Annotated in this window: 17 protein-coding genes; 12 read left to right on the top strand and 5 right to left on the bottom strand. The window is 37.6% G+C overall.

The annotated features are described in order from the left end of the window. Positions 1 to 81 precede the first annotated feature (81 nt). From AC4MRQ_RS10325 to AC4MRQ_RS10300, 6 genes are all read left to right on the top strand, one after another. The gene (locus AC4MRQ_RS10325) at positions 82 to 2,664 is read left to right on the top strand and encodes a TonB-dependent receptor (protein ID WP_491197594.1); all 2,583 of its coding nucleotides are present in this window, start codon (positions 82 to 84) and stop codon (positions 2,662 to 2,664) included. A gap of 12 nt (positions 2,665 to 2,676) precedes the next feature. Then, positions 2,677 to 3,597, top strand: coding sequence for a hypothetical protein (locus AC4MRQ_RS10320; RefSeq protein WP_491197593.1), 921 nt, complete (start codon positions 2,677 to 2,679; stop codon positions 3,595 to 3,597). Between the two features lie 6 nt (positions 3,598 to 3,603). Next, positions 3,604 to 4,635 carry an endonuclease I family protein gene (locus AC4MRQ_RS10315; protein ID WP_491197592.1) on the top strand — a complete coding sequence of 344 codons (1,032 nt, stop codon included), beginning with the start codon at positions 3,604 to 3,606 and terminating at the stop codon, positions 4,633 to 4,635. 50 nt (positions 4,636 to 4,685) lie between these two features. Then, a complete protein-coding gene (locus tag AC4MRQ_RS10310) occupies positions 4,686 to 7,136 on the top strand; it encodes a DUF6359 domain-containing protein (protein ID WP_491197591.1) in 2,451 nt (816 codons plus the stop codon). Positions 7,137 to 7,418: 282 nt separating this feature from the next. Next, positions 7,419 to 8,417 carry a LacI family DNA-binding transcriptional regulator gene (locus tag AC4MRQ_RS10305; RefSeq protein WP_491197590.1) on the top strand — a complete coding sequence of 333 codons (999 nt, stop codon included), beginning with the start codon at positions 7,419 to 7,421 and terminating at the stop codon, positions 8,415 to 8,417. A gap of 10 nt (positions 8,418 to 8,427) precedes the next feature. Further along, complete coding sequence (locus AC4MRQ_RS10300) at positions 8,428 to 11,967, top strand: glycoside hydrolase family 38 N-terminal domain-containing protein (protein ID WP_491197589.1); 3,540 nt, start codon at positions 8,428 to 8,430, stop codon at positions 11,965 to 11,967. Between the two features lie 47 nt (positions 11,968 to 12,014). Here the strand turns inward: AC4MRQ_RS10300 and AC4MRQ_RS10295 are convergent, their stop codons facing one another. Next, the gene (locus AC4MRQ_RS10295; RefSeq protein ID WP_491197588.1) at positions 12,015 to 13,595 is read right to left on the bottom strand and encodes a dipeptidase; all 1,581 of its coding nucleotides are present in this window, start codon (positions 13,593 to 13,595) and stop codon (positions 12,015 to 12,017) included. Between the two features lie 629 nt (positions 13,596 to 14,224). Here AC4MRQ_RS10295 and AC4MRQ_RS10290 point away from each other — a divergent pair. Next, the gene (locus AC4MRQ_RS10290) at positions 14,225 to 16,672 is read left to right on the top strand and encodes an AsmA family protein (protein ID WP_491197587.1); all 2,448 of its coding nucleotides are present in this window, start codon (positions 14,225 to 14,227) and stop codon (positions 16,670 to 16,672) included. A gap of 125 nt (positions 16,673 to 16,797) precedes the next feature. Continuing rightward, positions 16,798 to 18,993 (top strand): glycosyltransferase, encoded by a 2,196-nt coding sequence (locus AC4MRQ_RS10285; protein ID WP_491197586.1) that lies wholly within the window; start codon positions 16,798 to 16,800, stop codon positions 18,991 to 18,993. A 45-nt stretch (positions 18,994 to 19,038) separates the two neighbouring features. Here the strand turns inward: AC4MRQ_RS10285 and rplS are convergent, their stop codons facing one another. The 4 genes from rplS to AC4MRQ_RS10265 all read right to left on the bottom strand — a co-directional run bounded on the left by rplS (position 19,039) and on the right by AC4MRQ_RS10265 (position 20,522). After that, positions 19,039 to 19,386 (bottom strand): 50S ribosomal protein L19, encoded by a 348-nt coding sequence (gene rplS / locus AC4MRQ_RS10280; protein WP_491197585.1) that lies wholly within the window; start codon positions 19,384 to 19,386, stop codon positions 19,039 to 19,041. A 133-nt stretch (positions 19,387 to 19,519) separates the two neighbouring features. Further along, positions 19,520 to 19,744 carry a hypothetical protein gene (locus AC4MRQ_RS10275; RefSeq protein ID WP_491197584.1) on the bottom strand — a complete coding sequence of 75 codons (225 nt, stop codon included), beginning with the start codon at positions 19,742 to 19,744 and terminating at the stop codon, positions 19,520 to 19,522. A 49-nt stretch (positions 19,745 to 19,793) separates the two neighbouring features. Continuing rightward, positions 19,794 to 20,165 (bottom strand): phage holin family protein, encoded by a 372-nt coding sequence (locus AC4MRQ_RS10270; protein WP_491197583.1) that lies wholly within the window; start codon positions 20,163 to 20,165, stop codon positions 19,794 to 19,796. Between the two features lie 69 nt (positions 20,166 to 20,234). Further along, positions 20,235 to 20,522, bottom strand: coding sequence for a YtxH domain-containing protein (locus AC4MRQ_RS10265; protein WP_491197582.1), 288 nt, complete (start codon positions 20,520 to 20,522; stop codon positions 20,235 to 20,237). Between the two features lie 287 nt (positions 20,523 to 20,809). Between AC4MRQ_RS10265 and AC4MRQ_RS10260 the strand changes: the two genes are divergently transcribed. From AC4MRQ_RS10260 to AC4MRQ_RS10245, 4 genes are all read left to right on the top strand, one after another. Continuing rightward, positions 20,810 to 23,008 carry a RelA/SpoT family protein gene (locus AC4MRQ_RS10260; RefSeq protein WP_491197581.1) on the top strand — a complete coding sequence of 733 codons (2,199 nt, stop codon included), beginning with the start codon at positions 20,810 to 20,812 and terminating at the stop codon, positions 23,006 to 23,008. Positions 23,009 to 23,091: 83 nt separating this feature from the next. Continuing rightward, a complete protein-coding gene (locus AC4MRQ_RS10255) occupies positions 23,092 to 24,195 on the top strand; it encodes a universal stress protein (protein ID WP_491197580.1) in 1,104 nt (367 codons plus the stop codon). Between the two features lie 48 nt (positions 24,196 to 24,243). Continuing rightward, positions 24,244 to 25,137 carry a hypothetical protein gene (locus AC4MRQ_RS10250; protein WP_491197579.1) on the top strand — a complete coding sequence of 298 codons (894 nt, stop codon included), beginning with the start codon at positions 24,244 to 24,246 and terminating at the stop codon, positions 25,135 to 25,137. Continuing rightward, a partial coding sequence (locus tag AC4MRQ_RS10245) for a beta-eliminating lyase-related protein (protein WP_491197578.1) occupies positions 25,134 to 25,358 on the top strand: 225 nt, incomplete at its 3' end. The genes AC4MRQ_RS10250 and AC4MRQ_RS10245, both read left to right, overlap by 4 nt.

The raw sequence follows: 25,358 nt of genomic DNA, 5'->3' as shown, positions 1-25,358 counted from the left end.
CTAGTTTTTCATCTTTGCAGCGAAATTATTTAATCTTTAAAAATGGCATATAGTAATTAATTACTAACCAAACACATCGAAATGAAAAAATACGTATTAACAGCTCTTTGCTGTACTCTTATGATGTTCAATGTTACCGCAATCATGGGGCAGTCCAAAATATCTGGAACTGTTATTGATAGAAGTAATGACGAACCTTTAATTGGTGTTGCAGTCTATCTGGAAGCAAATAACAGTATTGGTACTGTTACTTCCTTTGATGGTTCTTTCGAGATTGAATTGAGTAATGGAAAGCACGAATTAAAATTCTCCTATTTAGGTTTTGTGGATCAAACGAAAAGTTTAAATGTTAATGGAGATGAAGATATTGGTGTAATCAAAATGGAATCATCTTCTGTCGGTATTACTGAAGTGTCGGTAGTTGCTTCATTTGCAACTGATCGTAAGACACCTGTTGCGATTTCGAATCTTCCTGCAACCATTATCGAAGAGAAGCTTGGAAACCAGGAATTCCCGGAAATACTAAAATCAACACCGTCTGTATATGCTACAAAAGGTGGAGGTGGTTTTGGTGACTCTCGAATTAACATTAGAGGTTTTAATACGAGTAATATTGGTGTATTAATTAATGGTATACCAGTTAATGATATGGAAAATGGAAGAGTTTACTTTTCTAACTGGGCTGGACTGTCGGATGTTACATCAGTAATGCAAGTACAACGTGGATTAGGAGCCTCTAAACTTGCAATTTCTTCTGTTGGTGGAACAATGAACATTATTACTAAAAGTGCCGATGCAGAACAAGGTGGTTCCTTTTACGCCGGAATGGGTAATGATGGATATAGGAAATTTAGCTTTAATGTTTCAACAGGCTTGATGGAGAACGGATGGGCTGTAACTCTTTTGGGTGGAACTGTAAGTGGCGATGGTTATATTAATGGAACTGATTTTCAGGGATATAATTATTTTGCAAACATTACAAAAGTGATTAATGATAGGCACAGGATTTCTTTACAAGCATTTGGTGCTCCGCAATGGCACAACCAAAGAGGTAACAAGCACCTGATATCTACATTTGAAAATAAAAATGAGGATTTACCTTTCTCTAACACAGCCGGATTTAAGTACAACTCAGAATATGGTATTCGTGATGGTAAAATTTACGGCGGAGGTTATGGATACAACTATTATCACAAACCGCAGGTTTCTTTAAACCACTATTGGACAATTGATAATAATACACAGTTAGCAACTTCTGTATATGCTTCAATCTCAAGTGGAGGAGGAAGACGATTAAGAGGAGAAAAAGCTCCGGATGTTGAATACAATAGAGATAGTCATAAATTCAACAGCATGGAATGGCGTACGGGAGATGGATTAATCAATTGGGATAAAATGATTGCTCATAACGCTTCTATAGGTGGACAATCAGATTTCCTTATAGGTAATGCTGTAAACAGCCATGAATGGTATGGAATCTTATCAACCTTAAATACGAAGGTGGATAACATAAATTTGACATTTGGAGTGGATTCAAGGTATTACATTGGACATCACTATGAAGAAGTTGATGATTTACTTGGAGGCCAATTCCATATTGATGATGCAAATATTAATATTCCGGTTAATTCACCATTGAGAGTTGGTGATAAATATAACTACAATAATGACATGCAGGTGTTGTGGAATGGGCTATTTGCACAAGGAGAAATTGAGTTCGATCGTTTTACAGCTTTTCTATCAGCATCAGGTTCTGCTCAAACTGTGCGTAGAGTAGATTTTTTCCAATATGAGGTGGGAAATCAAAAGTCTGATTGGGCAAACTTTATTTCCTGGAGTATTAAGGGTGGTGCAAATTATAATATTAATGATAACCATAATGTATATGCCAATGCGGGTTATTTTACAAGAGCACCATTCGTGAAGTTTGTATTTGATGGATATACGAATGATTTTATTGACGATCCTAAGTATGAAAAAGTACTAACTTTTGAAGGTGGATATGGGTATCGTTCCAGAAGGTTAAATGTTAAGTTAGGAGTTTATCGTACAGAGTGGAGAGATCAAGGGTTAACACAAAGTTTCCAGGGACAATCTTTTAGTTTGTTAGGGTTAAGCTCACTACATCAAGGTGTTGAATTTGAAGCAACTTATAAACCAACAAATGATTTAACAATTCGTGCAATGGCATCAGTTGGAGATTGGTCGTATATTGACGATGTATATTTCCAGGAGTTTGATGATGCTGGTAATTTTGTGGGTGAATATAATGCTTATATAAAGGATGTTAATGTTGGAAACTCTGCTCAAACAACTGCAGCGTTGGGTGTTAATTATAATTTCTTCAAAAGTTTCCGAATAGGTGCAGATGCCAACTACTATGGGCGTAACTTTGCTGATTTTGATCCAACTAATAGAACAACTATCGCCAGTAGTGGCGTTAATGCATGGCAATTACCAGATGCAGTGCTGTTTGATTTAAATGCAAGTTACAGGTTTAAAATCAATGGATTGAAATCCAGAATTTTTGGTAAAGTTACCAACTTGTTAGATACTGAGTATATTGCAGACGCAGACGATGGTGTAGAGCATGACTGGCAAACATCACCTGTTTATTATGGCTTTGGCCGAACATTTTCTATTGGCATGAAAGTTAACTTTTAATTTGTTTTTATCATGAAACTTAAATTACACTCAATTATAATGATGTTAGCAGGTTTATCGCTTTTTGCCTGCGAACCCTTAGATGATATTAAAGACGAATTGGACAGTAATTATACTGGTCCTCTTCGTAAAGATCTTAAATATGACTTGGTACCAGCTGATTATGTTACAATTAGTAAGTTAGCTCAGGAAGATGCAACGACGCCAGAAGAATTGGAGATAGCTGAGCAAATAGCTGTAGACACAGTGCTATACCCAGGTATCTCAGTTGATTATATTCCTGATATTATTGAAGATATTTTTAAGGGGTATGGAGTTAAATCTATTTCAGAAGTCAATTTTAGATTTGCTGATGAAATTGGTGCAGAAGCTTCGGAAACAGCTGAGTATTATGAAATGCAGCCGGCCAGATTCTGGAAATTTTCTCCTGTAATCGAGATCGATATGAATTCTGATAAAGCTTTTTATCAGTACATAACAGACTACGTTAAGGAAGATGAAGAGTTAGGAAAATACTGGGAACCAAAATATTTACCTTATGGAAGGGATTTGTATTATGGTTCGACTGCGAAATATTACAACTTCGATTTAGTTTACTACAACCGTGCCAACAGTTCGCGTGATATGGAAGGTGAAGCAGAAATTGATCCGGAATTAGCAGCATTATATGATGCAAATGATTTGGTAAAATTGGAAGAAGTTTTAATTGAAAGGGTTGTAGAAGGTATGAATGTCATGTTGCAACAACACTATAAAGAGTCTGGTGCTGAAATATTGTCAAATGGTGTAACAATAACTTATAAGGTTATGGGTACTTGTCGATTTGATGATAGAAGTAACCAGATTATGACCTGTAATTTTAATTGTACTAAAGCTTCACCTAATCCAGAGTTTGAGTTATTATCTGGTCCTGTTTTCTCAGTAAAAAAGTAATCTAAGATGAAGAGATTTTTATTTATACCAGTATTGTTTTTAGCGATGGCACTTATATCTTTTTATGGGTGCGACTCAGGAGATGATACTGGTAGTGTTTTGCCTCCGGATTATGTAGATCCTGACGACGATAATAATGGAGAAGAGCCCGACGAACCTACAACGTATAATTACATTATACCTCAGTTGGATACTGATGGAAGAATTATTGTAAGTGGACAGCCACCACAATATTCAGATACGGCAAAATATCATGTTGTTTCAATAGCTTTTGATATTGAAAAAAGTACAAGTTTTGATTTGGATAATTATTATTCAGATGCAGTTGGTAAGAAAGGTTCTGCTCTTCGTGATGAGATTGCCGGTATTATTTCCAAAAATCATTATGAATTGACTTATACGCCTGGAATATGGGATTTAACTAAAGAAGCAGATGAAGATCCGCATGATGATACGAAGGTATGGTTGAGTTATGAGGAGAAAACTAATCTTAAGTCAAATCAGCAAGGTTCCACAGGAAGTGAAGGCAAGTGGAATAGAGAGCATATTTGGGCCAGAAGCCGGGGAGTTGGAGAAACATCTGATAAGGGACCTGCAACAGACGGTCATAACCTAAGAGCAGAAGATGCTGAAGTCAATTCAGATAAAAGCAATCGGGATTTTGAGGAGAAAGATGGAGATGAAGACTTTTATGGTACACATGGAGATTATTCTTATGTACCCAAAAAATCGGCTCGGGGAGATGTTGCCAGGACTTTAATGTATATGGCTGTTCGCTGGAATAAGGATTACAAATTGGTATTAGATGATAAAGCATATAACTCGAGTGGTGAAGCGCGTCAGGGTAAAATCTCTGATTTACTCGAATGGCATGATAAAGATCCTGTTGATCCATATGAGATCAGACGTAATAATGTAGTGTTTAAGTATCAAAAAAATCGTAACCCTTTTGTTGATCATCCTGAATTAGTAGATTTTATTTTCGGTGATAAACAAGAAAAGGAATGGGATGGTGGATATACTTATTCCACAAATTAATGCAGTAATTTAGCTTGTAATCTTATAAATGATTATAAAAAAATAGAATTATGAAAAGATATTTCATTTATATATCAATTGTTATCCTTTCGACTATAGGTTTTTCATGTATAGACGAAATGGGTGAAGTGGTGCATAAAGGCAAGGTTCAATTGAATGTTGTAACACCAGAAGCAATTAGTGAAGACGATAAGGAGGACTATTCAATTAAGGTAAAACTATACCGTGAATACAATGATTTTACTTTTGAAACGAAACTTGAAATAAATAGTGTAACAACAGAAGGTGTTATAAAAACAGTGCCAATTGATATTGAGTATGGCAACTGGGTTGTTAAGCAGGCCGTATTGCTTGATAAAAGCAATCAACCTTTATACTTAGCTGTTGATAAGGATGATGATAGAGCAGAAGGCATTGATGAGGATTTACTTCTACCTTCTGCGGATAATGTTCTTGACGGTCAGTTAACGACCTTCAGCTTTCAATTTGTTGAGTTTGACCCTAAGACAGATCCGGGAGATGTTACTCCTGTGACATCTTTATCTTATGATTTTTCAGATGGAACAAAGTATGACAAAATTACCTTAAATGGTTGGACTACAGTTGATGGTAAAGAAGGTGCTGATAGAGGCTGGTCATATAATGAAAACAGTGATTCAGGAAATAAATACGCGCAGGCTTCGGGTTATGGTGGTACTGAAGCTAATTATACATCGTGGATGATTACACCGCCACTGGATTTAGATGGTACAAGTAATAAAGTAGTTTCATTCAAAACGGCTAAAGCTTACTGGGCTGCAAGTTCAGAGTTTAAGGTGTATATTATGGATGGTATTGACCCATCTACAGCTAATAAAACTGAATTGTCTGCCGTTTTAGCTGCAGAATCAGATGAGGATCACGCATGGATTGAATCAGGAGATATTGATTTATCGACTTACTCAGGTGTTCAGTACATTGCATTTTATTATTATGGTGAAGGTACCTCTGGTAGTTCCACATCATTTAGGGTAGATGATTTTGAGTATGGTGATGTTGGAGATACGCCTGAACCTGTAGATCCCGTTACATCTCTATTCTATGATTTCTCAGATGGAACAAAATACGATAAGATAATGCTAAATGGTTGGGTGACCGTAAATAAAAATCCGGGAGCTGATAGAGGATGGTCTTTTAATGAATTCGATGGTGAAATGTATGCGCAAGCCTCAGGATTTGGTGGAAATGAGGCTAATTATACTTCATGGATGATTTCACCACCATTAAATATTGACGGAACGACAAATAAATCTGTATCATTCAAAACAGCCAAGGCATATTGGGCTGCGAGTTCAGAGTTTAAGGTTTACTTAATTGATGGAATTAATCCGGAATCAGATAATATGATTGAACTTACTGCAACTCTTGCAGGAGAATCAGATGCCGACCATGCATGGATTGAATCAGGTAATATAGATTTGTCATCTTATTCAGGGATTAAACATATAGCTTTCTACTACTATGGTGAAGGTACAACAGGAAGTTCAACATCGTTCAGGGTTGATGATTTTACTTATGGAGACCATGAAATGCCTGAGGAACCAATTGTTCCTGTGAGCGAATTATTTTACGATTTTACTGAAGGAACCAATGATTCACCTGTAAATATGAGTGACTGGTTGACCCTAAACCAAGATGCTAATGCCGACAAGCAATGGGTATATTCTGAATATGGTGGTAATAAATATGCTCAAATGTCAGGTTATGGTGGTGATATGTCAACGTATACATCATGGATGATTTCACCAGCTCTTGATATCGACGGTGCTACGAATAAAACGGTGTCATTTAAAACTGCCAAAGCTTTTTGGGCAACTTCTACTCAATTTAAGGTATATCTTTTAAATGATATTGATCCTGAAAAAGCAATGAAAATTGAGTTAACAGATGCTATCCTTGCTTCAGAATCTGATGCAAATTATGCATGGATTGAATCAGGAGATATTGATCTGTCTGCTTATTCAGGTTACAAGTATATTGCTTTCTATTATCATGGAGAAGGTAGTTCTGGTGGTTCAACAACATTCAGAGTTGATGATTTTAAATATGGTGACTATAATATTACCCCTCCTGCAGAAGGAGGAACAAAAGAAGATCCATATACAGTTGAAGAGGCCATAGGTATTCAGGATGGTTCTACTGCATGGGTGGAAGGATATATAGTTGGTTTTATAGTTTATGGAGATCCAGTTACTGTTACCAATGATCCGACTCAGTTTGCATCAGACACAAATATTGCGATTGCTACATCAGCAGATGAGACAGATACAAGCAAAATGTTATATGTGCAGCTATCGGGTACCGATTCTGAAGCAAGAACTCAACTTGGATTAAGTTCTACATCTGGCGGATCGCTTGGATATAAAGTTAAGCTTAATGGTGAATTGAAAAATTATTTTGGAGATCATGCAGGGTTAAAAGGAATATCTTCTGCTGATGAATTCGAAATTATAACCAATTAAGAAGTTTTTCTTACTAGATAGAAATGATTAATTATTAAAGGCTGCTTCAATCGAAGCAGCCTTTGTTTTTATAGATTCAAGAGAAAATCGTATCTGGTACATTTTAATATGATTTCCCTATAGTTAATAATTATACACAAGTCATAACTCATCGTTAACTCAATATCTCTAGCGGTAGATATGTGTATTTTACGCTCTACATGTTTAATCATTGCCGCAGGTTATCCCTATATTTTGATTTAGTTTAAATATTTAATAACATTGCAACTAAAGCGGTTTAGTATGTATGGTATTTCATTGGAGCAACTAGCAGAAAAAGCCAAAGTGTCTAAGACAACAGCATCGTTAGTTATTAATGGTAAAGGAGACAGGTATAAGATTAATAAAGATACTCAGCAGAGGATTCTATCTATAGCTTCAGAATTTAACTATCGACCCAACTTTTCGGCTCGTAGCCTGACTAAAGGAAAAACGATGACCATTGGTCTGGTTGTTCCAAATATTGCAGACAGCTTTTATAGTAATATCGCGTTTCAGTTGGAACAACAATTGGCAGAAACAGAGTATCAGTTATTAATGGGAAGTACAAGAGAAAAATCAGATAGAGAGGAAGCTCTTATAGCTACTTTTTTGAACAGGCAGGTTGATGCATTAATTGTTGCGACTACCCAGAAAAAGCAAGTATATATTGAAAAGATAAAAAATAGTGGTATTCCGGTTGTATTATTTGATCGTCATTACCCAGACTCAGACTTGCCCCACGTTATTGTAGACAACTACTATGGAGTTCGAAAGTTAATTATTCACCTTGAGTCTCAAAACAGGAATAAGATTGCGTATGTGGGTTTGGATCTTGAATTGCAAGCTATTAAGGAGCGGCAGCAAGGTTATAAAGATTGGTCCGAGAATGTTGAATATCCTGCTAATTTCTTATACACTGTTAGTTATGAAAACTATTTGTCAGAATGTGACGCAAGTGTTCGTAAATTGGTTTCAGAAGGGGTAGATGCGATTATATTTGAAACACATTACCTCGCATTACAAGGAATAAAAAGCCTGGAATCGTTAGGAGTTAATTATTCACAAGAAGTAAATGTGGTAAGTTTTGGTGACCATCAAGCATTTAATATTTTTCCTCCGGGCATTACTGCTGTTGATCAGCCAGTTGATAAGATAGCTGGCGCATCTCTGAACCTGGTTTTTAATCAATTGAATAATATAGATACAGAACTAAATACTGAAGTTAAACTGGAACCTGAATTAATCATAAGAGGTACTTAAATTTTTTGTTATGAAGAAATCAATAATTCATTGCTTGCTGTGCTTAATAGCCATTGCAAGTAGTAGTGCTCAATCAACGCTTGATATAAAAGCATTGTCAGAGTTGGGCAAGCAGGCTGGTAACTTTGTTGAAGGATATTCTGAACACGGCAATGCCGGACTTTTTCAATATCACTCATTAATGGGAGCGACCACACCATCTTTATTATGCAGATCTAATACTGAACCCATTGAATGGCAATCGGCGGTTGTTCCAAACAATCTAAAAGGGAAGTATGTCGATTTTTTATGGCTTGTAAGTTTGGATGCAGCTAATAAAACACCCACTTTCTTTTTTTATATCAATAAACTAAAGCGCTTTAGTTTTAGTCAGGGAGAGGCAAGAAGCTGGCGCATTCAAGGGGATGATCAAGCTGAATTAAGTTATTATCATGTTTCTACAGACAGACACGGTGATACACATGGGTATCTTCATGCCAAAATACCGAAAAAGTGGATTGTCCTGGGTCAGGCAGCTAATTTTAAAATTGTTGGAGATGGCAAAGGAACACACGAGTGGATTCAGGTGTATAGAGAACCGGGAATATGTCAATACTTATACAATAAAGCATCACGCGAAAACCAAATAACTTTTCAAGTTAAAAGTAAACAGATTGAGGTTATTGCCGGGGAGGAGTTTGCCAATAAAAAACTACGTTTAATGCTTGATGATGATGTCTTTGAACAAAAGCTAAATCATAAGGGTGAAGCTGTATGGTTGCTTAATAAGAATGCAGATAAATGGCATAATTGGCAAGTTGAAATCAATGACAAACATTTGTTTAGTGGTCAGTTGAATAGTAGGACAGAGGCGTATTACGTAATTGGCCGGCAAGGACTTGTAAAATATATTGATGTCGAATTTAATGATGGGGATTATCTTATTAATGCTCAAAGTACTTATCAGCCTCAGATGGTTGATAATATCAAAGAACTTTCTCAATCAAAATTAGCACAGGGTACTATCTGTTTAATGAATTCCAGTCATCAGGATATTGCCTGGATGGATGATGTAGAGAAATGTATTGTAGAGCGTGATACAATGCTTCTCTCACCTCTTGTCAGGGATGGTTTGGTAGCTGATAATTACAGTTTCGATATCGAGGATGCTTTAATGATTGAAGAATATTTAATGCGACATCCTGATAAAAAAGAGGATATATTAAAATTGTTGGAGCAAGGTAAAATAACTGTTGGAGCTACTTATATACAACCTTATGAAGAGATGTATTCCGGTGAATCTTTAGCCCGTCAGTTTTACCAGGGTAAAAAATGGTTGCAATCAGAATTAAATGGTTATACAGCAGATACCTATTGGAATGTAGATGTGCCTGGACGTACCATGCAAATGCCACAATTAATGCTCAAAGCTGGCGTTCCTAACCTGGTAATCAGTCGTCAGGCAAAGGGTGTATATGGTTGGGCTTCTCCTGATGGATCAACAGTCAGAGCTTATTCGTCAGGACATTATAGTTTGGATTATAATGGTATTAACCGGAACTTTTTCGATGCTGCAGCTTATATCTCTGAGTCAGCACTTTTTTGGAAAGATGGCTATAATGATGTAAAGGCTCAAGATGCTGCTATACCAATTCTATCTGATTATGATATGAGTCCGGCTAAGGATTATTCCGGTTTAATCAATAAATGGTCGGCTATAAAGTACATCGAAAATGAAAAAGGGCAAATCTCGCCGATCCAATTACCGCCGATTGAACTAACAAGTACAAGTGAGTTTATGACACGGATTGCAGATAATACTGAAACCTTAAAGATGATAGCAGGCGAGCGCCCGGCATTGTGGTTATATATTCATGGTCCCTCGCACCAAAAGGCTATCAAGGCTAGTAGGGAAGGTGATCAAATGTTGATTAATGCCGAACAGTTTGCAGTTTTAGATGCAGTAACTAAAGGAACATTTACTTCTTATCCCGAAGACAAATTGAAAGAGGCCTGGAAGGCTAAAATTTATCCGGACCACGGCTGGGGAGGAAAAAATGGTGATATCACTGATGCAATATTTGAGGCGAGCTACCAAAAGGCATTAAACCAGGCAAATTCAATTACTCATGAAGCAACAAGTAATGTCGCAGGACGCATTAAATTTAAGAAAAAAGGAATGCCAATTGTCGTGTTCAACGGCTTAAGCTGGCAACGTCAATCACCTGTTAAAGCAGAATTGAGTTTTGAAGACGGTAATATGACAGGTATGCGAATTACCAATAGTCAGGGCAATAATATAGCTTATCAGGTTAATGAACACGATACTTATGAATCGGGATACATTAAAACTGCTAAAATTGAGTTTGTTGCTGATGTTCCACCGCATGGTTATGCTACCTACTACATCAATGCTGATCAAACCCTGTTGCAAGCTTCAACGCAAGGTAGTATAAAAGGATTGGAAACAAAGTTTTACAACATAAAGATGGGTAATGGTGGTTTGGCCAGTGTCATTGATAAGAGTAGTGGTAAAGAGCTGTTTGAAACTGAGAAATTTCTGGCAGGCGATATCTTTTCTTTAAGATCAGAAGGAAATGGAGCAGGTGAGTTTGTTCAAGTACAACAGCCAAGTATGGAAGGATTTGAGCAGGTGAGTGGACATCAGCCGAAATGGCAATTGGTTTCTAATGGCAGTGTTTATGCCGAATGGAGGTTAAGACAAGCCATGAACCACGCTGTTGCGCAAGTAACCGTTAAGGTATATAAGGAATTACCAAGAATAGATTTCAATGCTGATATTTTGAACTGGGAAGGAGAAATGTATCGCGAGTTCAGAATGGCATTTCCATTAACTGACGAATTTAAGCATATCGCTTATGAGGTACCTTATGGTATTTTGCGCGTTGGACAGGATGAAATGAAAGGTGCAGCTGGAGGTGAAGCGGGTGGATTAGTATACAGTACTCCTTGTGAAGATATACATCCGCGTGGTATAGCGAACTGGATTGGCGCCTATAACGATGATTTGGCATTGATTCTTTCATCATCAGTTGTTGCCGCCGATTATATCGATGTTAAGCAACCCGATAAGTATAATTTACAACCAATTTTATTTGCTTCCAGACATAGTTGTCATTGGGAGGGAAATCCTTATCCTCAAACTGGTAATCATCATTTCCAATTTAGTCTGAGTACCTCCAAACCTGATCTTGCAGAAGCAAATCGCGTGGGAATAGCAAACAATAGTCCATTATTGGTGGTGGTTAATCCTGAAAGAATGAAAAAAGCAAATCTGCCCGAAAGGCTGTCGCTAATTGAAGTATCTGATCCTGATGTGATTATTTCTGCCATTAAAAAGGCCGAGGATAATGATGATTTGGTAGTGAGATTTTACAAAACCGGGCAATCGAAAAGCCAGCTTATTCTGACAGGATTAAAAGATATCCGTTCAGCGTATAAAACAAATCTGATCGAAGAGAAAGCAACTACGATTGCTCCAAAAGGTAATTCAATTCAATTGCCACTTAATAATTATGAAATCGAAACCATCAGGTTCTCGTTTAAGTAAAGAATAAAAAAAAGGTGTCTGAACGACACCTTTTTTAGTTATAATAACTAGAACTTCTCATCATATTTAGTCCACAGATCATCACCAATCTTCCAGGCTACATTCACCACACGGTTACCCCAATTAGTCGTATAACGAGTCAGATGGGCGATGGTTTGCTTCTTACCCATGCTCATAGCTGCCAGTTCTGTTTCACGTTGCTTGGCAAATATCTCCTCTTGAAGCGGCAGTAATACTTTGTCCACATCATGGCGGGCATCATTCCATCGGAGTCCGGCCAGGGTGCTCATTCGGTTAAAAGCCCACCAGGCCGAATTGCGGTTAAAACCGTTCCTGCCAGGAGCCTTGTAAGAAGCAGGAAGATCAGTTACACTACAATAAATAGGAATATATACCGAGGTGGCGATATTATCCTGTGCCATCCAAACCAATCCGCCAATTTCGTCGGGTAACCAGTCACGACTCTGCGTAATGGTGCCATACATGGTATACCAGCGAGCAATGGTACGTTCGCCCAGCTTACCCCATCCGCCATGGATGTTGTGCAAATCGTACTTATCGTAAGGCATAAATGGATTGGCATAAGGGTGTGGAATAGTATCTCCCTCTTCAGTAACCTTTTTCATATGACCAACCATGTCATAAGGTGTATGCTCGTAGTAATCCTTAAACACCTTAATCATTTTCTCCAAAGTCACCTTGTCATCAGGTTTTACGGAGAAAGGATAATCACAAGTGTCAGGATCAAGTTCTAAAGAAGGTGCCATCATGCTCAATACGCGCCACTCACGACGACGAGCTGCCATCGACTCTCTTCCTTCAGGAGCATAGGCGTAAGCAAAGCGGAATGCTTCCTCTTCAGGATTCCACCAGGCACTATCTTTGGCTATCTCATAGAGGTTGTCCGAATACATAAAGTTGTTTGTGTCAGTGGTGTCAACTTCAAGTATACGTGCAGCATTGGCATTCACACTCACATGGTTATCAGGCACGCGTTGTGCCACCCAAATGGCACCCACATTGCCTTTACCAGGTCCAACAATCTCAAAATGCCAAACCTCTTTCTTGTCAGCAATGGTAAGGCATTCACCCCAGTCGCGGTAACCGTATTCTTTAGTTAGCTCACCAGCCATTTTAATAGCCTGGCGTGCTGTGGTACAACGTTCAAGCATCAATTGAATTAAACGCTGACAATCGATCAAGCCTTCTTCAGACACCAATGATTCGCGTCCGCCGAAAGTCGATTCGCCAATGGCCAGCTGCTTGGTGTTCATGCAAGGATAAGCCGAGTTAATGTAGCCATAGGTGTTTTTAACCTGCGGAATTTCACCTACAGGTGTATGCTTGTAGGCTGGCATATTACGTGAATCATCTTTTTCGCGAGAATACATGGTTACTTCGTCACGCCTTCCGTGCTTACGGGGAGGTACAATGTCCATCCACGAACGGGTACGGTGACTGTCATCGGTATGTGATGTCATCACAGAGCCGTCGAAGCTCGCTTTTTTTCCTACAGTAATAGTTGTACAGCCTTCGGGCACGCCACCTTCCCAATCGGCTTTTATCTGAGCGCTGAGCCACTGCGATGTTCCTATTAATCCCAGTGCGAGTGCAATTTTGAATTTCATTGGTCAAATCTGTTTTCGAATTGCTACAAAAATAAAAAAATGTATGAGCTGAGCGTTTGAATTTGGTGCTTTTATCAGAAAATGACTTTTAAAAGCTGCCTGTCTGTGTGTATAGTGATGTTAAACCCTTTGTTTAATCGTTAAGTTGTCTGCACGTGTTTAATTATATGGTCTGCAACTTGCAAAGTTGATAAATTACTTCTGATTTTCTTCTCGCAGCTTGTAAAGTTGGCTGATTGCTTCTGATTATCTTCCTTGCAAGTTGTAAAGTTCGTTGAAGGGTTCTGCATTTCCTTCCTGCAAGTGTTAAAGTCCGTTGTTTGGATCTGTACATCCTTCCTGCAGGTTGTTGAGTGCGCTGAATGGTTCTGATTATCCTTCTCGCAAGTTGTAAAGTTCGTTGAGCGGTTACGCATTTCGTTCTCGCAGGTTGTAAAGTTGAATAAAAGTTCCGGTTTTTCTTCTCGCAAGTTGTTGAGTACCTTGAATGGTTTTGATTTTTCTTCCTGCAAGTTGATGAGTATATTAATTTATTCTGATTTCGATATTTTACGCTTTTGTGAGTTCAAATACCAATCATAAGCAGGTTTTTTTAACTTTGTTACTCTCACATTTAAAAAGATTTGACAATGAAGAAGTTTTTGAAAATAGCCGGTGGCTTAATTTTATTCCTGTTTATTCTGATTTTGGTTTTTCCGGTTCTTTTTAAAGGAAAGATTGAAAGCGTTGTAAAAGAGCAAATCAACAATAATGTTAATGCACGGGTCGATTATCAGAATTTTTCTTTGTCGTTGTTAAAGAATTTCCCCAATGTGAGCCTCGGTATTGAGGATTTAACGGTTAGTGGGAAGGATCAGTTTGAAAAAGATACACTCATACAGCTGGGTGCCTTTAATACCAAACTGGGTTTGCTGGGTACTATTTCAGGTCAAATTGAGGTGCATTCGGTGGTGTTGTCTGATCTTACGGTTAATGCTGTGGTATTGGCCGATTCATCAGCCAACTGGGATATTGCAATTCCATCAGAAAAGACAGAAGTAACTGAGGAATCGGGCGAAAGCTCAGATTTTAAAGTGGTGTTGGAATCATTCATGATCAACAATGCCAATATTCATTACACCGATCATACAATGGCATTGCAGTCATCGCTTGAAGGATTTAACCTCGATCTGTCGGGTGATCTATCGGCCAGTCAGACCAACCTGGACGTGTCATCAAGCATTGATCAGATAAATGTGAATTATGATGATGTTAAGTATGTGAATGGTTTGTCATTGGGACTAAAAGCTGGTATAGGAGCTGATTTAGAGAATATGGTATATACGTTTCTGGAGAATGAACTAATGCTAAACCGAATGGCCTTGAAAATGGATGGCTTTGTAGCGGTTAAGGATGAAAGCTACGATCTTGATTTAAAGTTGGGATCGACCAATACTGATTTCAAATCATTGCTGGCATTGGTTCCAGAGGAGTACCTGAAAGATTTTGAAGGTTTAAAAACGGATGGTACCATGAATCTCAATGCAGTGGTTAAGGGCGAATACATCGATGAAGATCACATACCAGCCTTTACCCTTGATTTGGAAGTTGACAACGGCCTAATTCAATATCCTGAACTACCCGAGTCGATTGATAATATTAATGTAGGATTACATGTGAAGAATACAGGTGGAAGCGCAGATAATACTATTACAGAGTTGGATAAATTTCACTTTGAGATAGCGACTAATCCCTTTGATGCCAGTTTTAAAGTGACTACACCTGTTTCGAATTTGAATTTTGAAGGTAAGGCTATCGGCAAAATTGACTTGCAATCGCTGGCCAACGCCATTCCAATGGACAGCTTTGATATTAAAGGATTAATCGAAACAGATTGCACATTCAGCGGCGATTATGCCACAATCGAAAAGGAAGCATATGAGCAGATTAATGCCAGTGGTGAACTGCGCTTAAGCGACTTCTTATATAAGAGCACTGATATTCCGCAGGGAGTGTTTATCAAACAGTCGACCATGAGTATCAACCCACGTAGTATTTTATTACAGTCTTTTGATTGTACCATGGGCAACAGTGATTTTAATTTAAAAGGATCGCTTGAAAACTACCTGGCCTATGCCCTTAAAGAAGGAACCTTAAAAGGAAAACTGACACATTATTCGAAATACATCGACACAAACGAATTTCTGGCAATGGCGAGCAATGGAGAAGACGAGGTAGCTGAGGTGGAAGAAGAAATGGCTTTGGTAGAAGTGCCTAAAAACCTCGATTTTGTATTTAAATCGCAGGTGGAGCAATTACTTTACGATAAGTTGAAGATTTACAGGGCTAATGGTAAAATTACGGTTAAAGATGGCAAGGTTCAGCTCAATGGTTTAAAAATGCAGTTGCTAGATGGAAGTATGAAGATGACCGGCCAATATAATACCGCTAATGCTAGCAAACCATTTGTGGATTTCAAGATAGAAGGTGATAAATTAGATTTAAACATGGCTGCCAACTCATTTTCGGTAGTCGATTCGCTATTGCCTTTGGCTAAAAATACAGTAGGAAAGGTATCTCCAAAGTTTACCTATTACAGTCAGTTAACAAAAGATGCAAAGCCTGTAATGCAATCACTTAATGGCGGAGGATGGTTACGTTCAGAGAGCGTGGAAGTGTCAGGTTCGAAAATACAGAATTCACTCGCTGCAACATTGAAAAATGACAGTTATAAGAAAATGAGAGCTGAGGATTTGAACATCAATTTCGTTATCGATAAAGGCAATGTAATTGTGAAGCCTTTTAAAACAAAAGTAGGAGGTAAGATGGTTGAAGTACAAGGGGTGCAAGGATTGGATAAATCAGTTGACTATAAAATAACCATGCCGGTAAGTCGTAAAGAAGTATCAAAGATGGCCGGTTCATTTGGTTTTAGTCTGCCTACTTCGGGTGATGACCTGATGGTGGACATATTGGTGAAAGGTACCGTTGATGAGCCACAATTGAGTTTTGATCTTGATAAAGCGAAGAAGCAGATTGAGAAAGACCTGAAAAAAGAAGGCGAGAACCTGTTGAAGAATTTATTAAAGGGATTCTAGCAGGTATCAAATAAAATCCTACGTTAACAAAAGGATTGGGGCATTTGGTGGAATCAATTTTTATTTTTGTTTGATATCTGTTTTCTTTAGTTCTAAGTAAGCAGAACAAACTAAATTTTATATGGATGAAGGTACTTATTCTGGCTCCTGAAATACAACATTGTCATAAGCTATCAATATATACAAGTCAGCTCAAAAAATCGATGGAACAGCTCTCCATAGATAATGATTTGGTTGATCAGATCACTTTCAGAAATTCGCATAGTGACTCGACGACTTTATCATACGATCTAAAGCAGTTGAGTGATTACGCTGATGCGGCCGAGGTGATTAATAGCAATTATGACGTTTGTATATTGCAATATCAGCCAGGAGTATACGGAGGAAAGGGAGGTAACTATGTTATGAACCTGGCAGCTCAGTTATCCATACCTTTATTCTGTGCTTTTCATTCATTGACAAGTGAACCGTCAGAGATTGATAAGGAAATCGTCTGCTTTCTGGCTGAACGTTCTCAATGTGTATTCGTTTTTAGTCAGTTGAGTGTTGAGTTTTTAGAGCATTATTATAAAGTTAACCGCGACAAGATCCTCAAAACCGATTATGGCGTTTCAGTGTTTAATCCAGTTAGTGTTGAGCAAAGAAATACAGCCTTGGGTGTCGGTAGCCAAAAGGTAATATTGGCTTGTGGTTCTATGGATCGAATTAATGGATTTGAAACGATCATCAATGCACTTCCATCGGTTGTTAAATACTATTCCGACCTTATGTTGGTCATTGTTAATACTGACTCGCAAAATCAACGTGAAAAAGAATATGCCAAAAGTTTAATGAGACTGGCTGCTCAGCGGGGGGTAAGTGACCGTGTCAAACTGGTTCGGCATGATTCATTAAAGGTAAGTTTAGATGTTTTGATGAATGCAGCTGATGTTTATGTTTCTGCAGTTGTGGATGACAAACGCCTTGATGATGCACTTTTATCAATGGCAGTGGGTAGCGGTGCTGCAGTTTTGTCCACACCTACCTGGTTCGCAAATGAGTTGTTGGGTGACAAGAATGGAAGTTTCTTCTCATTTAAGTCAAGTAGTGAATTATCAGCTGAGATAATGTTAATGCTTCGCAATGAAAGGGAGACACAGATGTATCGTGCTAATGCATCCTTATATGGAGCTCAGACATCATGGCCTGTTGTAGCAAAGCGGCTTAAGGAGATATTACAGAGTTTATCTTTAACACCCACTAATCAGATTAAATCACACTTCAATCCTTCATATTTACCTGATGTTAACCTTAATCACCTGTTATCCTTGTGGTGGCAGTCAGGTTTCGTAGCTCAGTCCGTTTATGGTATTCCTGACTTGTCAAATGGCTATTCTTTAGAAGATAATGCAATGGTATTGCAAGTGTTGGTGAAAGCATCTGAATGGCAGGATAGGGAAGATTACAGGGTAGCAATAAGGAAATGTTTAGCCTTGATTAAGCTAATGAAGGGCGATGATGGAAAATGGTATAATAGCATAAGTGTACGTGGGAAACCAACAGACTTGGCTTCTGAAACTGCTATTGGGCGATTAATAAATGCTCTGGGAAATACATTTGCCTTTTGTAATGATCAAGGGGTTAAAGATGTAGCCTATGGTTTATTACTGGAGATTGTAACAACTCAGAAACTGACTTCGAATAAAGCGCAGGCTCTTGGTGTAATTGGATTGGCGCGTATTCTGGAATATGATACAGGGAATACAGAGTACTTTAATATTTTTAAGAAGTGGTCAGAAAAATTGGTTAAGCTTTTGCCCAACGATCCTTATATATTCTGGCAATGGTACGAAGATGAAGTTGGAGAACAGGCTGGCCTGATACCTCTTGCTTTGGCAAATGTATATCATATCACCCGCGATAAGGAGGTATTGAGTGTTGTCAAACGCTCACTGCGCTTTCTGGAGAAGCATTCAATGAATGAGAATCGTTTTTCAATCCGGTTTATCGGACTTAAAAAGGGAGAAAATAAACCAATGGTATCCAAAGTTTATACTGCAACTGAAACTTATTTGTTTACAGAGGTATATAATCGGTTATTTGAATTAACAAAAGAAGATAAGTATCAGAAGCCAGGAATCAAATGTCATAATTGGTATCTGGGCGATAATTCAATAGGTAAATGCCTGTATGATATTAATTCTGGAGGGTGTTACAATTCGTTTAGCGGGCGTACAGTTAACCCGGTGATGACACTTCAAAGCACTTGTGCGTATTGGTTGTCACACTTTTCAATTCTGGATTTATATTTTAAACAACTGATAGCTGAAGTGAAAGCATAAAAAAACCCGACATATGTCGGGTTTTTAATACCATTATATAATGGCCTAGCTTCTTTTCTCTTTGATACGAGCTTTTTTACCGGTAAGTCCACGTAAGTAGTACAACTTAGCACGACGAACTTTACCTTGGCGTAATAACTCAACTTTTTCAATAAAAGGAGAATTAAAAGGGAAGATACGTTCAACACCTACGTTGTTAGACATCTTTCTAACGGTGAAACGCTTATTATTTCCCTGTCCTTTAATCTGGATAACCACACCTTTAAATACCTGAATACGTTCTTTGTTACCCTCTTTAATTTTATACGATACCGAGATGTTATCACCCGGACCGAAATCAGGCATTTCAACTCCGCCTTCAAAAGCGGCTTCGGCTACTTTAATTAAATCCATTTTTAATTTTTTTATTGGATTAAACTTTATTCACGCAACATTACCTGACTCCCTCGTTCAATAAGAGGTTACGCAAATCGGCTGCAAAAATAGTGATTCTTAGATGAAAAGAAAAAGTTTCAATAGGATTTTCTTAAGTCTTTTTGCTTTTTTCTTCAGATTCTTGATTGTCACTTTGTTTTTTATCTCGATTAGTGAAAAATCCAACAATCATATTTTTAAAGGATACTAATACCGGACCCAGCCAGGCACTAATCAAAAATGGGACAAAACGTATCGGATTTAAAAATGATGTCAACTCAAAATATTTTAATTCAAGTTTTCTCTCAGATAGTTTGATTTGATAAAAAAGCTTCATCTTTTCATTCTCAAAGTCCTCGAATGATTTGATGTGGTTGTAAGAATTTCTACTTAGGTTCATCGTAATCGGTGTATTTAGGGAAGAATAGTTGGATAAAAGATTGAATGATTGGCTTTTGAATAAGTGCTTTGCGGAATGCATAGAAAATTAATGCAACAATCAGGTAAAATCCAGCAACAATAAGGAAACCAATTCCTTTACCTTCAAAAATATGATTAAGCCAGAAAGCAACGGCCAATGAAGCAAACAGCAAAACAAAGAAAAACAGGTAAAACAATCCCATCTTTAATAGCATGCTTGAAAAAAAGCGAGATAAGTTTTCGGCAGTATGGAGTTTTGCTAAATCTAAGCGAGCATTAATATATTCTTCGAATTCGTCTTTTACTTCATTTAACTCTTCTGATAATTTCTCTTTCATGATGTGTGATAATAAAATACCCCGAAAATTTAATTTTCGGGATATCAGGTTGCAAATGTTTCTATAGCCTTAGTTTGCTCCATGTGTTGGTTCAAGGTTTTTTTTGTACTCTTTAATAAGGTTTTCGATTTTTGTTTCTAACTCATTCATCTTAACCTTCATTTCTTCTTTAAGCTCACCACCTTTTGCTTTCAATTTTTCACGAAGCTGGTGTAGTTCGTTTTCCATTTCTTTAATTTTTGCTTTTACTTGCTCGCGTGTCTCACTGCCCTTTTGAGGGGCATAGAGTAAAGCAATTGAGGCCCCCAGAGCTGCTCCGGTCAATAAACCTCCCAGGAATAATCCAGTATACTTCATGGTCTTTAAATTTAACGGTTATTAGAATTAATAAGGTACAAAAGCTTCATTAATATGTCAATTTTATTGGTGTAGCAAAAATAACCGTTCATGGAATTATAACGTTAGGTTATCACACATCGCTTATATCTGCTATCTATCTGTAAAGAGATTTTTTGATAAAGTTATAACTTTACAGGCACAATCTAGTTTATGATTAGTTTATTTATTACTCTAAAATTTTTCGTTATTATTGAAGTAAAACGAACAAGTAATATAAGCTGAATAACCACGACAATACGTTTAAAATGGCAATAACGGAAAAGGAGAGGACGGAAATAAAAAATGTATACAGAGCTTTACTGAAATCTTGTCAGCCAATCATGGAAGAAGGAGACGTCAGGCAGATCAGGAAGGCATTGAATTTGACGACAGCTAATGAAAACGAATCGTCGCGGAACGACGCTGGAGAACTGAAAATTATAGAATCCTTGCAGGTTGCTCTTGTGGTTGTAAATGATCTGGGATTAAGCCGTGTAGCGGTAATTGGTGCTTTGTTATATGATTCAGTACTGGATGGAACAGTATCCAGCGAAGAAGTGGAAAAGGTATTCGGTAATCAGGTAGCTATTATTACCAGGGGCTTGGTTAAAGTTGGAGAGTTATACAGTAGAAACACATCAATTCATAACGAAAACTTCCGTAAGCTTCTGCTTACTTTTGCAGAGGATATTCGTGTTGTATTGCTAATAATTGCCAATCGCCTGCGAACCATGCGTAATTTGGCTTTATACAAAGAAGAGGATCAGCAAAGGATTAGCAGCGAAGTTGGATACTTGTATGCTCCCATGGCGCATCGTTTAGGTCTTTACAATATTAAATCTGAAATGGAAGACCTGGTCATGAAGTTTACAAATCGCGAGATGTATTCCTTTATTGCCAGGAAGCTGAATGAAACAAAACGGGCTCGTGATAAATACATCAAAGAGTTTATTGAGCCTTTGGAACAACAGCTTACCAAGCTTGGGTTAACGTTTGAGATTAAGGGACGGACAAAAACTATCCATTCAATCTATAATAAGATTAAGAAGCAGAACACCGAATTTGAGAATGTATATGATCTGTTTGCAATACGTGTAATCCTTGAGAGTGAGTTAGAAAAAGAAAAAGCTGAATGCTGGCAGGTTTATTCTGTTGTAACCGATAAATATCAACCAAACCCAAGCCGTTTACGTGATTGGATTTCAGTACCAAAGTCGAATGGATATGAATCGTTGCATACAACCGTATTAGGTCCTCAGAATAAATGGGTGGAGGTTCAGATAAGAACCAACCGGATGAATGAAGTTGCAGAGAAGGGACTGGCAGCCCATTGGAAATACAAGGGGCATAAAGGTGAGAAGGGAATGGACGAGTGGTTGGCAAATGTTCGTGAAATACTTGAAAATCCAGAACTTAATGCGGTTGATTTTATTGATGACTTTAAGTTAAACCTGTACGAAGAAGAGGTTTTTGTTTTTACTCCAAAGGGTGATTTACGCCGCCTTAAAAAAGGAGCTACAGTACTTGATTTTGCTTTTGAAATACACTCTGAAGTTGGTAAAAAATGCGTTGGAGGAAAGGTCAATAACAAAAATGTACCGATTAAATATGTATTGAAGAACGGTGATCATGTAGATATTCAAACCGGCAGTAATCAGGAACCCAAAAAGGATTGGTTAAATATTGTTGTTACCTCAAAGGCCAAATCGAAGTTAAAACAAGCATTACGAGATATTGAATATAAGGAGGCAGAGATTGGAAGGGAGATGCTGATCCGACGCTTAAAAAACTGGAAATATGAGCTGACCGATCAGTTACTTAATCGCTTGGTAAAAGCATTTGGATATAAAACTGTTCAGAATTTTATGCGTGCAGTAGCCATTGATAAAATTGAAATGGCACGTATTAAGGACTATATTACTCAATCAGAGAAGAAAGAAGAAGAAAGCCTTGATGTAGAAAAGGAGCGGAGTGCGGAAAACTTTGTTACTGGATCAGAAGATTTGCCAGATGATGATGTACTGATGATCGATAAAAGCCTGACGAATGTGGATTATAAATTAGCCAAATGTTGCAATCCTATTTTTGGTGATGATATATTTGGATTTGTAGCTTCAATGGGTGGGATTAAAATTCATCGTAAAAATTGTCCGAATGCTGTTGATATGCATACCAAATTTGGTTATCGCATTGTAAAAGCCCAATGGACAACCGGAGATAATACAAATTATCAGGCGACACTTAAAGTCACTGGAGTAGACGATATTGGTATTGTAACAAATATTTCCCATGTGATATCGAAAGATATGAAAGTGAAGATCAGATCAATGGCGATTGATTCCAATGAAGGAGTATTTGAAGGTACTTTGACAGTTTTTGTGGATAACACCAATAGTTTAACCATGCTGATTAAGAAAATTAAGAATGTAAAAGGTGTTTATACTGTTTCAAGGGTAGGTACTTAAAGAAATGCTTTCTAAAGGTTGATTTTATTGGTGAATTGAGTTAACTTTTTTCAAAATGAGTCTGACTTCTAAACACAATCACCATGGAAGAAAAAATCATCACTTTAGTTGTTCTGTCCTTCGAGAAAGCCCACATTTTAAAAACTTTACTCGAAGCCGAAGGTATTGAGTGTTTTCTTGAAAATACCAATCTGATCCAGGGAGCTGTTTCCACAGGAGTAAAAGTTAAATTGGCCGAGTCCTCATTGGAAGGCGCAATGAGGGTGCTGGAGGGAATGATGCAGGAGGAGCTAGAACCAGTGCTGATTGAAGACATTCCGCCACGCATTTTATTACCTGTTGATTTTTCTGAATATTCGCGAAAAGCCGCTGAGTTTGCCCTTGCATGGGCCAATGAATTGGAAGCCGAATTAACGGTCTTTCATACTTATTTCAATCCGATAATCAGCACAATGCCGTTTTCGGATACTTTTGCTTACGAGATCAATACCGAAGAAATGGTAATGGAACTAGAGGAGAAAGCAAGAGAAGGTATGGAGGAAATGAAAGCTTTCTTAAATAAAAAGAATGATGCTTTAGACAAACCAGTTTCGCTTAAAATGGAACTTGTTAAGGGTATTGCTGAAGATGAAATTGTTAAGTACAGCAAAGTTTATCGACCATTAGTAATAATAATGGGAACACGGGGAGCTGATCGCAAAGCTGCCGATTTAATCGGTAGTGTAACCGCCGAGGTGATGGAAACTGCGAAAGTTCCTGTTTTAGCAATTCCGGAAAACTTTGAATACACAGGTTTAGGCGGATTAAAGAAACTTTTATATGCAACCGATTTTCAGGAGGCTGATTTTAAGTCTTTGGAAAAATTGGAACAATTAATACGTCCATTAAATATGATGGTGACCTGTGGTCACGTTAGTTCAAAAGAACATTCACAATGGGATGAAGTTCGTATGGCCGGACTAAAAGAGCATATAAAGACAAATTATAATGAAGAGTTAGTTAATTGTGATTTAATCGAGCATGAAGATTTATTTGTCGGAATCGAGAGCTATGTACATGCTAACCAAATTGATATGTTGTCCTTTACCCGGCGGAAAAGAAACCTGATTAGCCGTATCATTAATCCAAACCTGGCTAAGAAAATGCTGTTTCATTCAACAACACCATTGTTAGTATTTAATGATTAATTTCTTAATTTTAGGCAAAACAATTGCCTGAAAGTGAAATATACCAAATTGAAATACATTAAAGCCGGCCTTTGTTTAGCCGGCTTCTTTATGATGTGTACGCATGCCTCGGGGCAATATTTGGTTAGTGGAGAGATCAGAGAGGTTGCTTATCAGTTTCAGGATGTGAGTGTTAGTTTGAGAACTAACCAAGCTGAAAAGCAACTGAAGCTGACGAATAATGGTAAGTTTATGGTGTCACTTGATTGGAATAAAACCTATCATTTTTTATTTAAGAAACCAGGCTATGTCAGCAAAGTCATAGAGTTTTCTACACATCTACCGACAGGTGTATCCAGCGAAGGCATTGCTCCCTACGATATGCCTGTACGTTTATTTAAAGTATTTGAAGGAGTAGATACTGTCTTCTTCAAAAATCCGGTTGCTAAAATCCGTTTTGATAAAAACAAAGTACGCAGTAACGGAGAATATGGAGACTTTGCTCCCGATGTCGATTATTCGCTGAAGGTTAAATACCGCATTGAGCAAATGAAGCAAGATGGTCAAGCCCTTAAAAAGCCTAATGATAAAGAAAACAGTGGGTTACCATTTGTTAAAGAAACAAATGATTCAAAGAAGAGTTATGAACAGGTTTCAATAGTAGAATCTAAGCAAGGGAAAGCTTTAACAAAGACGATCAAAGAAATCAAGGGTATCCAACCATTAAAAATATATTATCCACCTGGTGAGACCGTCGAGGAATTTAATTTGGATTCGAGGGTTATAACACGTCATATATTTGTGGTTAATTCTCAACGTCGTGTATTTCTTTCGGTAAAGCACAATTGGGGAGGACATTATTTCTTTATTGATGAAGCGCATATTGGTTATCGATGCATTTCCAGAGAAATATATGATTATTCATTAGAAAAATGTAGAACGAATATAAAAGATAATAAATGAGTTATTTAAGAGGATTTGCAAGTGATAATAATGCAAGTGTTCATCCAGATATATTAGAGGCAATAGCAAGCGTAAACAATGGTCATGCGGTGGGATATGGTGATGATCAGACAACTTATGAAGCACAACAAGTTTTTAAAAACATTTTTGGTTCCGAAACAGAAACCTTCTTTGTATACAATGGTACGGGTGCCAATGTGATTGCTATTCAGGCTTTAGCA

The organism is Carboxylicivirga sp., from assembly GCF_982718395.1.
This window is presented reverse-complemented; position numbering and strand designations above follow the sequence as displayed.